Genomic DNA, 12,347 nt, shown 5'->3' with positions numbered 1-12,347 from the left:
CCCTTCCGCGCCGGGCGGGCGAGCCTGAAGGCATGACCCATCCCGCGCCCGGCGAGCCCGATGTCCCGCTCGCGTCGGCCCGGGGGCGCTGGATCCTGCTGACCACCGTCCTCGGGTCGAGCATGGCGCTGCTGGACTCCACCGTCGTCAACGTGGCGCTCCCCCGGATCGGGCGGGACCTCGGCGCCGACCTGGCCGTGCTCCAGTGGACGGTCAACGCTTATCTGCTGACCCTCGCCGGGCTGATCCTGGTCGGCGGCGCCCTCGGGGACCGGTTCGGGCGGCGCAAGGTCTTCGTACTCGGGGTGGTGTGGTTCGCGGCCGGCTCCCTGTTCTGCGGGATCGCCCCGAACGCCGGGGTGCTGATCACCGCGCGGGCCCTGCAGGGCATCGGCGGCGCCCTACTGACCCCCGGATCACTGGCCATGATCCAGGGGTCGATCCGGTCCGAGGACCGGGCGCGGGCCGTCGGCCTGTGGTCCGGGTTCGGCGGGGTAGGCGCGGCCGTGGGGCCGTTCCTCGGCGGCTGGCTGGTGGACGGGCCCGGCTGGCGGTGGGTGTTCCTGCTGAACGTGCCGCTGGCCGCGGTGTGCGTGCCCGTCGCCCTGCGGCACGTACCGGAGTCGCGCGATCCGACGGCGCACGGGCGCTTCGACGTGGTCGGCGCCGCCCTGGGAGCCGCGGCTCTCGCCCTGCTGACCTACGCGCTGATCGAGGCCCGCTCCGCCACCGTGCCGGTGGTGTGCGCGGCGGTCGGCGGTGTGGTCCTGGCCGGTGTGTTCGTGCGGGTAGAGCGGCGCCGGGCCGATCCGATGGTGCCGCCCTCGATCTTCGGCTCCCGCCAGTTCACCGCCGTCAACCTCGTCACCCTGTGCGTGTACGCGGCGATCGGCGGATTCTTCTTCCTCGTGGTGCTCCAGCTCCAGGTGGTCTCCGGGTACTCGGCGCTGGCCGCGGGCGCGGCGCTGCTGCCGACGACCGTGCTGATGCTGCTGCTGTCGGCCCGGTCCGGTGCCCTCGGGGAGCGGATCGGCCCGCGGATCCCGCTCACGGTGGGGCCGCTGCTGTGCGCGGGCGGCATCCTGCTGATGCTGCGCGTCGGCCCGGGAGCCTCGTACGTGCGGGACGTCCTGCCGGCCATGTTCGTCATGGGCATGGGCCTGGTGACGCTGGTCGCACCCCTGACGGCGACCGTGCTGGCCTCGGTGGACCCGGGGCGGGCGGGCCTGGCCAGCGGCATCAACAACGCGGCCGCGCGCGTCGCCGGCCTGCTGGCGGTGGCGGCGCTGCCGCTGCTGGCCGGGATGGGCCCCGACGCCTACCTCTCGGCCGAGCTGTTCGACGACGCCTTCGGCTGGGCCATGCTGTGGTGCGCCGGGGCGATGGTCCTGGGCGCCGCCGTGGCCTGGGTCACCGTACGCCGGCCGGCGCCGGGGGCCTGCCACCCGGAATGCCGTACGTACTGCGCCGTGAACGCCCCGCCGCTGGAACCCCCGCGGCACGCGGCGGACGAGGGCCCGCCGAAGCCGGGCGCGGCCGGTCCGGGCACCCCGGGTCCGGGCGCGCCGGGACCCGGCGCGCGGTAGGGCGGCGGAGCGGCGCCATGTGCTGGAGCGCCACGGCGGATCTGGTGGCGGGCGCGGCCGTCACCGCCGTCGGCGTCGTCTGGCGTGACGCGCGTACGCCGCCCCCGCGCTTTGCCCCTCGCCGCCCTGCCGGTGCTGCTCGGGGTGCACCAGCTGGTGGAGGCCGCCGCGGCGTGAATGTTCCGTGGATGCCGCTGGTGCTCGCGGGCTACCTGTTCGCCACGCTCGGCGCCCTGCTGCTTGCCCGCGACCGGCGTCTGCGGCTCCTCGGCGGTGTGCCGACGGTCGGGGCATTGGCCTGCTCAGCGCTGTGGCGGCTGGAATTCGCCTCCACCCGGAGTGCCTTCGCGGTGGTCGCGTCCCTGCTCGTACCGGGTTGGGTCCGGCGCCCGCAGGGCCGTCGTTCCGTCACGTGACCGGCTGGAAGTTACCTAGACGTATGTAGTGACTTCACATGCGGGCAGCAGTAGAACTCGTTCCCATTCCGCCGAGAGTGAGGAACGTCACATGAGTGACAAAGCCCTGCACGAAACCGGCTCCAAGGGGATCTCCCGTCGTGGATTCATGGCAAGAACGAGTTCCATTGCCGGCGCTGCCGCGCTCGCCGGTCAGGTCGCGGCCGGGCCCGCGCGGGCGGCCACGAACCAGACGGCAGGCCCGATCGAGAACGGCGCACGCGTACCCGCCCTGGTGGTCGGCACGGGGTACGGCGGATCCGTCGCCGCCCTCCGGCTCGCCCAGGCGGGCGTGGACGTGCACATGGTCGAAATGGGCATGGCCTGGGACACCCCCGGCTCCGACGGCAAGATCTTCTGCAACACGACGAGCCCGGACCAGCGGGCGTACTGGCTGCGGACCAGGACCAAGCAGCCGTTGAGCAACTTCCTCGGCTTCCCGATCGACAAGGACGTCCCCCGCTACACCGGGATCCTGGACGCCGAGGAGATGGGAGGAATCATCGTCTACCAGGGCCGCGGTGTGGGCGGCGGTTCGCTCGTCAACGGCGGGATGGCCGTCACCCCGAGGCGGTCGAACTTCGCCGCCATCCTGCCGACGGTGGACGCCGAGGAGATGTACGCCACCTACTACCCGCGCGCCAACGCCGGGCTCGGGGTCGGGCTCGTCGACCCGGCCTGGTTCGACACGGTCGACTGCTACCAGTTCGCCCGGGTCGGCCGCAAGCACGCGCAACGCTCCGGCTTCCCGTTCGTCTTCGTCCCCGACGTGTACGACTGGGACTACATGAAGCAGGAGGCCGCCGGCACGGCCCCCAAGTCCGCGGTGGCCGGAGAGATCCTCTACGGCAACAACCACGGCAAGAAGTCCCTGCAGAAGACCTATCTGGCCCAGGCCAGGGCCACCGGGCGGGTCACCATCTCCCCGCTGCACAAGGTCACTTCCGTCAGACCCGCGGCGGCGGGCGGCTACACCGTCGTCATCGACCAGATCGACACCTCCGGGACCACCACGGCCACCAAGTCGGTGACCGCGGACAAGGTGTTCTTCGCCGCCGGCAGCGTCGGCACCAGCAAGCTGCTCGTAGGGCTCAAGGCGACCGGCGCGCTGGCCGCCCTGAACGGCGAGATCGGCAAGGGCTGGGGCGACAACGGCAACGTCATGTGCGGGCGGGCCAACCACATGTGGGACCCGACGGGAAACGTCCAGGCATCGATCCCCTGCGGAGGCATCGACAACTGGGACGCTGGAGGCGCGTTCGCCGAGGTGGCACCGCTCCCGACCGGCATCGAGACCTACGCCTCCTTCTACCTGTCGATCACCAAGAACCCCCACCGCGCCGAGTTCACGTACAACGCGGCGTCGGGTGCCGTCGAGCTGAACTGGCAGACCGCGTGGAAGCAGCCCTCCATCGACATGGCCAAGACCATCTTCGACAAGATCAACTCGAAGGAGGGCACGATCTACCGGACCGACCTCTTCGGCAGCTACAAGATCTGGGGCGACCACCTCACCTACCACCCGCTCGGCGGCGCGGTCCTCGGCAAGGCCACCGACAACTACGGGCGCCTGCACGGCTACACCGGCCTCTACGTGATCGACGGCGCGCTGATCCCCGGAAACACCAGCGTGAACCCGTTCGTCACCATCACCGCGCTCGCCGAACGCAACATCGAGAAGATCATCGCCACTGATCTGTGATCACTGATCTGTGTCCTCCAGGCGAAGCGCACAGCAGCCGGGGCCGTCGGAACGCACCGACCGGCCCCGGAACCCTTGCCGCCGCGGCGCCCGGTGACCCCGCTCAGTGCCCCGGCAGTACGCAGACGCTGTCGAGGCCGAGCACGTGGTTCAGCCGTCCGAAGGCCAGCCACGAGCCGATGCTCATCGTCAGTTCCACGATTTCCAACTGGCTGTAGTGGGCGGTCATCCGGTCCCAGAACGCGTCGTCGAGGTTGTGGTGGTCGAGGGTGTAGCGCTCCGCGTACTCCGCGGCCAGCCGGGTCCGCTCGTCGAAGCGGTACGTGGTGCGCCACTCGGTGACGGCGTCGGAGAACTCCTCCTCGACCTTCTCCCCGTCCCGCTCCGTGCGCCAGTCCAGGCAGAACGCACAGCCGTTGATCTGCGCCACGCGCAGCCGCGCCGCCTCGAACTCGCGCAGCCCCAGGGTGGTGTGCGCGTACACGGACAGTGAGAAGTTGGCGGCGGCCATCCCGATCCCGGGGACCATGTCGCCCCACACGTACTCGATCGGGTGCTGCCCCTCGGGTATGTCGATCCTCATGACGGTTTCCTTCCGAGTCTGCCGATGGCGGGGCGCAGGGGGACGTCGAGGGCGTCGTAGAGGCCCGGAGCGGCCTCCACCAGCCAGTCGATGGCGCCCACGAGCCGGCCGACCGCGGTGGCGTTCCCGCCCGCGGAGCGGTTCTCGCCCTCGTCCACGGCCTCGACGGTGACCTCGATGTGCGGGCGCCCCTCGATGATCACGCGGTGGGCGCCGTCGCCGCCGTCGGGCGGCGACGGCCAGTCGGGGGCGCAGGAGGCGTGGATGCGGGTGACGTGCTCGATGACGATGCGCGGCTCGCCCCCGACGATGCCCTGCACCTCGAAGCGGATGGCGCCCTGGGTCCCCGCCTCGAAGGCGCCCATCGTGCGGGTGCGCACGGTGGTGTCGAGCGCACGGCGCTCCACCGTCTCGCGTATCTCGTCGAGTTCGGCGCCGAGGGCCCGGGCCATCATCCGGATCTGCCCGCCCCACACCATGCTCGGGACGGACGGCATGAGCATCATCGGCTCGTAGGCCATGGGCTGCCCCATGCCGACGAGGAGGCGGACCGAGTCCGGCTGGTCGTAGGTGGAGTAGTCGAATATCTCCTGGCACCGGATGGCGTCGACGGTGGTGCCCAGCCCACTGAGCAGCAGCGGCAGTACGTCGTTGCCCCAGCCCGGGTCGACTCCGGAGGCGAACAGCGAGCCGCCGCCCTCGGCGACGGCGGCCGCCACCGGGTCACGGAACTCCGGCGGGGCGTTGCGGTGGTCGTAGAGGGGATACAGCGCGGGGCTGACGACGACCGCTCCGGCCCGGATCGCCCGGGTGATGTCGGCGAGCGCCTCGTCGGGGCGGACGTCCCCGGACGCCGCGTACACGACGGCCCGCGGACGTGCGCTCAGCACCGCTTCGACGTCGTCGGTGGCCAGGATCCCCGTGTCGTGGTCGAGTTGGCCGAGCCGGCCCGCATCGCGGCCGACCTTGTCCGGATGGTGCACGATGACGCCGGCCAGTTCCAGCGCCGGATGGGCCGCTACGGCACGGATGGCCAAACGGCCGACGTTGCCGGTACCCCAGACAACCGTGGAAATCATGCGCGGAGGGTAGCGACAGGACCTGCAGGTTCCTAGAGCCGCGAGGGGAAACTTCCCCCGCCCGCGTCACTGGTTCCGGGCACCGAGGACGAACAGCAGATAGACGAAGAAGGCGAAGAGGTGGCCGACGAACAAGTACGCGATCAGCCGGATCACCAGACCGCGGGGGAACTTGGACTGCATGTGCACGGAAGAGCTCCTTGGTGGTCAGGGGCGGGGGGCCGGGCCGGCAGCGGTGCCGGTGCTGCCGCCGCCGAGGCACAGGCCGGCGAGGCCGGCCTGCAGCAGCGTGTGGACGAACAGCAGGTCGGCCCCTGCTGCGGTGGCCGCACCGATCCGGTGCGGGGTGAGTGAGTCGAAGTGCGCGCTGTCCCCGGGCTCCAGCAGGTACTCGCTCTCCCCCAGGTGCAGCCGCAGCCGCCCCTTGAGCACGTGGAGCCACTCCTCCCCGGGATGGATGCGGACCAGCTCGCCCTGGCTCCGGCCGCGGGGCACGTGCACCCGCAGGGCCTGCATCCCGCGGCCGGAGCCGCCTGCCTGCCAGTACGTCCAGCCGTCGGCCTCCCGGGCGCCCGGGCCGCCGGCCCGTACGACGGGGTCGGCGACGGCGGGGATCTCGCCGAGCAGCTCGGAGACCGTCGTACCGTAGGTGCGGGCGAGTCCGAGCAGCAGCGGCAGCGAGGGCTGGCGCTGCCCGGTCTCCAAGCGGGACAGGTGGGCGGGCGAGAGCCGGGCCCGCGCGGCGGCGGCCTCCAGCGTGAGTCCGGCGCGGCGGCGCAGTTCGCGCAGCTGGGGGGCCACGGCGGACAGCTCGTCAGGGCTGCCGACGGGGTCGGCCGGGGCGTCGGGGCCCTCGGGACCGGGGGCGGGACCGGGTGTCATGCCCCGATTCAGCCAGAGAGTTGCCTGTCTGGCAAACCATCTTGCCTCTGAGGCAAATCTACGGCTCGGTCCGGGCGCTCTGGCCCAGCACCGTCTCCACCGTGTCCGCCTCGGCCGCGCTCTTGTCCGGGCGGTGGCGCAGCACCCGGGCGAAGCGCAGCGCGACCCCGGCCGGGTAGCGCGGGGAGCGCTGGAGCCCGTCGTAGGCGATCTCCACCACCAGTTCGGGCCGCACCCGCACGGTGAATCCGTCGTCCTCCACCGCTAGCTCCCCCAGCCGTTCGGTCTGCCAGCGCAGCATCTCGTCGGTGAGCCCCTTGAAGGTCTTGCCGAGCATGGCGAAGGTGCCGTCGGCGGCGCGCGCCCCCAGGTGCAGGTTCGACAGCAGACCGGTGCGCCGCCCGTGGCCGCGTTCGACGGCGAGCACCACCAGGTCCAGGGTGTGCACCGGTTTGACCTTGAGCCAGTTCTTGCCGCGCCGTCCGGCCGCGTACACCGAGTCGAGCGCTTTGACCATGACCCCCTCGTGGCCGCGGCGCAGGCTCTCGGCGAGGAACTCCTCGGCTTCGGCCTCCTGCGCCGCCGGGTCCTCGACCGCCAGCCGGCGTACCCGCGCGGACTGCGGCACGAGCGCGGCGAGCTCCGCGTACCGCTCGCGCAGCGGCAGGTCGAGGACCGCGCCGTCGCCAACGGCCAGCACGTCGAAGAAGTACGCGGCGGCAGGCAGGATCTGCCGGGCGGCGGCGACGTCCAGGCGGGACCCGACCCGGCTCGCGATCTCCTGGAAGGGCACCGGCCGGCCGTCCGGCGTGTGACCGATCACCTCGCCGTCGAGGATGAAGCGCTCCCCCGTGAACGTCCGTGCCAGTTCCGCCACCTCCGGCAGGCGGCCGGTGATCTCGTCCAGGGAGCGGGTGTAGACGCGTACGTCGTCACCGTCCCGGTGCACCTGGACCCGGATCCCGTCGAGTTTCTCCTCCACGGCGCAGGGACCGAGCGCGGCCAGCCCCGCGGCGACCGACCGGGCGGTGTTCGCCAGCATGGGCTGGACGGGCTGCCCGACCCGCAGGGTGATCCCGCGCAGCGCCTCCGCGCCCTCGGCCAGGACCGCCGCCGCGACCCGGGGCAGCGAGCCGTCCAGCATCACGGCCCGGCGCAGTTCTGTGGCCGGTACTCCGGCCGCCGCGGCCACCGCTTGCAGGGCCACTGCGTCCAGCGCTCCCTGGCGTACCTCCCCGGAGAGCAGGCTGCGCAGGAACCGCTGTTCGGGTGCGGTGGCGGCGCCGAACAGGGCGTCCACGATCCGCTGTCGCGCCGCCTGGGCGCCCGCCCCGGCGACGGCGGCGAGTTCGGTCACCGCAGCGTCGACGGCCCGGACGCTCAGGGTGGGCCGCTCGGCGGGCTCGACGTCCCGGCTGAGCGTGCGCCAGCCGATGCCGGGACGGCCTTGCGGAAGGCGCCCGGCGAGGTACGCGATCACGAGCCCGGCCTCGTCGGGCGGCGCGGCGGCGAAGAGCTCGGCGAGCAGGGCGGTCTTCCGGGAACGGGCGGAGGTCTCGGCGACCTCCCGGGACACGCGTGCGACCTCGGCCAACAGCATGCCGCCATCCTCCCGCCGGCCGGCGCCGGGCGCAGGTCGGGCGGAGGTGACGGGGCGGATACCGCAGGCGCGGTACGCCGGCGCCGCTGGAGTAGTCCTGGAGGAGGTGCCCGGGTCCCCCTGGAGGCGCTCAGGGGGCGGGGACCCGGCGTTTAGGGTTCCCGTATGAAGCTCCGACTGCTCCGACTGCCGAAGCCCGACCCGCCCCGGCGGCGCCGGACCCGCCTGCTCGCGGGCGCCGCCGCCCTCGCCGTGGTCGCCGGGGCCGGGACGTGGACGGCCGGCGCGGCCGCGGACGGGCCGCCCGTGCACCGCAGGGACCAGGTCCTCCAGATGCCCGGCGCGGCGATCGACACCTCCTACTTCACCTCGGGCGGGACAGGCGGGCGGACCCGTCCCGCCGTGCTCCTCGGGCACGGCTTCGGTGGCAGCAAGGACGACGTCCGCGCGCAGGCGGAGCGGCTGGCCCGGGAGGGGTACGCCGTGCTCACCTGGTCGGCGCGCGGCTTCGGCCGTTCGGGCGGTCAGATCGGGCTGAACGACCCGGACTACGAGGTCAAGGACGTCTCCCGGCTCGTCGACTGGCTCGCGCGCCGCCCCGAGGTACGGCTCGACGGGGACGGCGATCCGCGCGTCGGGGTGGCCGGCGCCTCGTACGGCGGGGCGGTCTCGCTGCTCGCAGCAGGATACGACCGGCGGGTGGACGCCATCGCTCCGCAGATCGCGTACTGGAACCTCGCGGACTCCCTCTTCCCGCAGGGCGTCTTCAAGAAGCTGTGGTCCGGCCTCTTCTTCACCACCGGTTCGTCGGCCGTGGTGCCGCCCGCCGCCGGGGCGGCCGGGGCGGCGCCGCAGGCGTCCGCGGCCCCGGGCTGCGGCCGGTTCCAGCCCGAGCTGTGTGCCATGTACGAGCGGGTCGCGGCGGCCGGGAAGCCCGACGCCGAGGCCCGCGCGCTGCTGGAGCGGCGCAGCCCCGCGGCGGTCGCGGAGCGGATCAAGGTGCCGACCCTCGTCGTCCAGGGCCAGGACGACTCCCTCTTCCCGCTGGACCAGGCCGACGCCATGGCGCAGGCCGTCGCGGCGAACGGCGCCCCGGTCTCCGTGGACTGGGCCTCGGGCGGCCACGACGGCGGCATGCGCGAGTCCGCCCGTATCGAGGGGCGGGTGACGGCCTGGTTCGACCGCTACCTCAAGGGTGACGGGGGCACCGACGCCGGCCCTGCCTTCCGCGTCTCGCGCTCGGGCGGCATCGACTCCACCGACGGGGCGGTCCGGCTGCGCGGCGCGAGCGGCGACGCCTACCCCGGTCTGACGGCCGGCCCACGGGAGTTCGCCCTGACCGGCCGGGAGCAGCGCTTCACGAACCCGCCGGGCGGGGCTCCGCCCGCGATGTCCTCGCTGCCCGGGATCGGCGGGCAGCTCGCCGCCTTCGGGGCGGGGCTCTCGGTGGACTTCCCCGGGCAGCACGCCCGGTTCGAGTCGGAGCCGCTGACCGAGGAGGTGCGGATCACGGGAACACCGACGGTCACCTTGAAGGTGAGCTCGACGGCCGCGGACGGCTCGGCCGTCCTGTTCGGCAAGGTGTACGACGTGGGGCCCGACGGACGTGAGGCGGTGCTGCCGAGCCTGCTGGTGGCTCCCCTACGGGTGGAGAACGCCGGGCAGGGCACGACGGTGCGGCTGCGGCTGCCCGCCGTCGACCATGCGGTGGAGGCCGGGCACCGGCTGCGGCTCGTCGTCGCGGCCACCGACCTGGGCTACGCGACCCCGGCCGCTCCGGCCACCTACACCGCGGCGGTGGAGGGCCCGCTCGCCGTGCCGGTCGCCGAGGGCGTGCGGACGGCCTCGGCGGGGCTGCCCGCGTGGACCTGGTGGCTGCCGCTCGGCGCGGCGGCGCTGGCCGCGGCGCTGCTGGGGATCCGGCGGACCGGCCGGGAGGCCGCGGGGCCGCGGGGACGGGGACCGCAGCCCGACCCGGCGCTCGCCGACGTACCGCTGGAGATCACGGGACTGACGAAGCGCTATGCGAAGGCCCAGGACCGGTACGCGGTGCGGGACCTCTCGTTCCGGGTGGAGAAGGGGCAGGTGCTCGGGCTGCTCGGGCCGAACGGCGCCGGGAAGACGACCACCCTGCGGATGCTGATGGGGCTGATCTCGCCGGACGCCGGGGAGATCCGGGTGTTCGGGCACCCGGTGCGGGCCGGCGCGCCGGTGCTGTCGCGGGTCGGGGCGTTCGTCGAGGGGGCCGGTTTCCTGCCGCACCTGTCGGGGCGGGCCAATCTGGAGCTGTACTGGCGGGCGACCGGTCGCCCGGCCGAGGACGCTCACCTGGCGGAGGCCCTGGAGATCGCCGGGCTCGGCGACGCGCTGGAGCGCTCGGTGCGCACGTACTCGCAGGGCATGCGCCAGCGCCTCGCGATCGCGCAGGCCATGCTCGGCATGCCGGACCTGCTGATCCTCGACGAGCCGACGAACGGTCTGGACCCGCCGCAGATCCGGGAGATGCGGGACGTGATGATCCGGTACGCGGCCGGCGGCCGGACCGTGATCGTCTCCAGCCACCTGCTGTCGGAAGTGGAACAGTCCTGTACGCACCTGGTGGTCATGGACCGGGGGCGGCTGGTGCAGGCCGGCGAGGTCGCAGAGATCACCGGCGGCGGGGACACGCTGCTGGTCGCGCTGGCCGGGCCGGTGGACGAGGGGGTCGTGGGCAAGGTGGCGGCCCTGGAGGGGGTCGCCTCCGTGACGGCCGCCGATGACGGGCTGCTCGTACGGCTGGAGGGTGCCACGCCGGCCTGGCTGATCGCCGAACTCGTCCGGCTGGAGGTGCCGGTGACGGCGGTGGGGCCGCACCGGCGGCTGGAGGACGCGTTCCTGACCCTGATCGGAGGTGCGGCATGACGGCCCTGGACACGGCTCCCGGGTACCGGCCCGGCGCCACGCTGCCGCTGCGCGTGGAGGCGCTGCGGCAGTGGCGCAGGCGGCGGACGCTGGTGATGGGCGGGGTGCTCGCCGCACTCCCGTTCATCATGGTCATCGCGTTCGCGGTGGGCGGCGGTCAGGACGGCGGCCGGGGCGGCCGGGACGGCCGGATCACCCTCATCGACACGGCGACGGCCTCGGGGGCGAACTTCGCCGCCACCTGCCTGTTCGTGTCGGCCGGGTTCCTGCTGGTGGTGCCGGTGGCGCTGTTCTGCGGGGACGCGGTCGCCTCCGAGGCGAGCTGGTCCTCGCTGCGCTACCTGCTCGCCTCGCCGGTGCCGCGGGCGCGGCTGCTGTGGAGCAAGCTGGTGGTGGCGCTCGGCTTCAGCCTGGCGGCGATGGTGCTGCTGCCGGTGGTGGCGTTGGCGGCGGGCACGGCCGCGTACGGGTGGGGGCCGCTGAAACTCCCGACCGGCGGAGCGCTTCCCGCGGGGGAGGCCCTGCCGCGGCTCGCGCTGGTGGTGGCGTTCGTCTTCGTTTCGCAGCTCGTGACGGCCGGGCTGGCGTTCTGGCTCTCCACGCGGACGGACGCGCCCCTGGGCGCGGTGGGCGGGGCGGTCGGCCTGACGATCGTCGGCAATGTGCTGGACGCGGTGACCGCGCTCGGGTCCTGGCGGGAGTTCCTGCCCGCGCACTGGCAGTTCGCCTGGGCGGACGCACTGCAGCCGCAGCTGGAATGGGGCGGAATGGTCAAGGGCGCGGCGGTGTCGGTGTCGTACGCGCTGGTGCTGTTCGCGCTCGCGTTCCGGGGCTTCTCCCGCAAGGACATCGTGTCCTGACCTGCCGGAAGCGGTCGAGGGCTGCCGCATGGTCGGGGGCCGCCGGGTGGTCGGGGCCGCCGGCGTCCACGTGGCCCCGACCGGCGCGGCGGCGTCGGCCTCGTACAGGCCGACGGCCCCAGGGAGTCGGCCGTCCGTGGCAACGGGGTCCGCGCCGTTGTACGCCTGCCGGGCGACGGCCCCGGCAGGCGGGACAATCGCGCTCGTCACGACGTACGGACGCGCCGGCGCGGCACCGAGGGGCACCACCGATGCACACAGCAGGACTTCCGGCCCGCCGGGCCGTTCTGGCCGGGGCACTCGCGGCCACCGCCGCCGCGCTCTCCGGATGCTCGTCCCCGAGTACCGCGAAGGCCACGACTGCAACTCCTCCGCCACGGCCCGCCACACCCGAGGCCGCGTTCACGCGCCTGAATCGCGAAGGCGCTGGCGCCGGCGTACGAGCTGACGGCCAAGAGCCCCGGCGCCGACCCCGTCGACACCATGATCCGCCACCAGGTCAAGGTGACCGCCGACGAGTTGCGGACCAACGCCGACCTGGGGCCCCTCGTGAAGAAGGGCGCCCTGGCCGTCGTCGGTGCCTACTACTCGCCGGACACGGGCAAGGTGGAGGTCCAGACGGGCTCTCCCGGCTGAGCGCTCACCTCCGCGGCTGCGCGAGCACGTCGATCTCCGCCGGCAGTTCCGGCATCCCGGTAC

Annotated in this window: 12 protein-coding genes; 7 read left to right on the top strand and 5 right to left on the bottom strand. The window is 73.4% G+C overall.

The annotated features are described in order from the left end of the window. Nucleotides 1–32 precede the first annotated feature (32 nt). The 4 genes from AC0666_RS10595 to AC0666_RS10580 all read left to right on the top strand — a co-directional run bounded on the left by AC0666_RS10595 (nt 33) and on the right by AC0666_RS10580 (nt 3,743). Nucleotides 33–1,586 carry an MFS transporter gene (locus tag AC0666_RS10595; protein WP_478707440.1) on the top strand — a complete coding sequence of 518 codons (1,554 nt, stop codon included), beginning with the start codon at nt 33–35 and terminating at the stop codon, nt 1,584–1,586. A gap of 84 nt (nt 1,587–1,670) precedes the next feature. After that, nucleotides 1,671–1,763: a DUF6629 family protein gene (locus tag AC0666_RS10590; RefSeq protein ID WP_468963626.1), complete on the top strand. Its 93-nt coding sequence runs from the start codon at nt 1,671–1,673 to the stop codon at nt 1,761–1,763. Further along, nucleotides 1,760–2,002, top strand: a complete 243-nt coding sequence (locus tag AC0666_RS10585; RefSeq protein WP_478707439.1) for a DUF6629 family protein — start codon at nt 1,760–1,762, stop codon at nt 2,000–2,002. The genes AC0666_RS10590 and AC0666_RS10585 overlap by 4 nt, the downstream gene beginning before the upstream one ends. 91 nt (nt 2,003–2,093) lie before the next feature. After that, a complete protein-coding gene (locus AC0666_RS10580; RefSeq protein WP_478707438.1) occupies nt 2,094–3,743 on the top strand; it encodes a GMC oxidoreductase in 1,650 nt (549 codons plus the stop codon). A gap of 103 nt (nt 3,744–3,846) precedes the next feature. Here the strand turns inward: AC0666_RS10580 and AC0666_RS10575 are convergent, their stop codons facing one another. The 5 genes from AC0666_RS10575 to AC0666_RS10555 form a co-directional block, all read right to left on the bottom strand. Next, nucleotides 3,847–4,326 carry a carboxymuconolactone decarboxylase family protein gene (locus AC0666_RS10575; protein WP_468963623.1) on the bottom strand — a complete coding sequence of 160 codons (480 nt, stop codon included), beginning with the start codon at nt 4,324–4,326 and terminating at the stop codon, nt 3,847–3,849. Beyond that, on the bottom strand, nt 4,323–5,405 hold the full coding sequence (locus AC0666_RS10570; protein WP_478707437.1) for an NAD(P)H-dependent amine dehydrogenase family protein: 1,083 nt from the start codon (nt 5,403–5,405) through the stop codon (nt 4,323–4,325). The genes AC0666_RS10575 and AC0666_RS10570 overlap by 4 nt, the downstream gene beginning before the upstream one ends. Nucleotides 5,406–5,471: 66 nt before the next feature. Beyond that, entirely contained in the window at nt 5,472–5,588 is a 117-nt protein-coding gene (locus tag AC0666_RS10565) for a DUF6126 family protein (protein WP_356846189.1), read from the bottom strand. Nucleotides 5,589–5,612: 24 nt separating this feature from the next. Further along, the gene (locus AC0666_RS10560) at nt 5,613–6,287 is read right to left on the bottom strand and encodes a helix-turn-helix domain-containing protein (protein WP_478707436.1); all 675 of its coding nucleotides are present in this window, start codon (nt 6,285–6,287) and stop codon (nt 5,613–5,615) included. Between the two features lie 58 nt (nt 6,288–6,345). Further along, nucleotides 6,346–7,887, bottom strand: a complete 1,542-nt coding sequence (locus AC0666_RS10555; protein ID WP_478707435.1) for an ATP-dependent DNA ligase — start codon at nt 7,885–7,887, stop codon at nt 6,346–6,348. A gap of 165 nt (nt 7,888–8,052) precedes the next feature. Here AC0666_RS10555 and AC0666_RS10550 point away from each other — a divergent pair, with 165 nt between their 5' ends. The 3 genes from AC0666_RS10550 (at nt 8,053) to AC0666_RS10540 (ending at nt 12,284) form a co-directional block, all read left to right on the top strand. Continuing rightward, on the top strand, nt 8,053–10,788 hold the full coding sequence (locus AC0666_RS10550) for an alpha/beta fold hydrolase (protein ID WP_478707434.1): 2,736 nt from the start codon (nt 8,053–8,055) through the stop codon (nt 10,786–10,788). Next, nucleotides 10,785–11,648: an ABC transporter permease gene (locus AC0666_RS10545; protein WP_468963618.1), complete on the top strand. Its 864-nt coding sequence runs from the start codon at nt 10,785–10,787 to the stop codon at nt 11,646–11,648. The genes AC0666_RS10550 and AC0666_RS10545 overlap by 4 nt, the downstream gene beginning before the upstream one ends. 483 nt (nt 11,649–12,131) lie before the next feature. Further along, on the top strand, nt 12,132–12,284 hold the full coding sequence (locus tag AC0666_RS10540) for a hypothetical protein (RefSeq protein ID WP_468963617.1): 153 nt from the start codon (nt 12,132–12,134) through the stop codon (nt 12,282–12,284). The last annotated feature ends 63 nt before the right edge of the window (nt 12,285–12,347 follow it).

This window comes from Streptomyces sp. NPDC043680, assembly GCF_056436685.1.
Note: the sequence above shows the minus strand (reverse complement) of the source record. Positions and strands in the feature narration are given on the sequence as shown.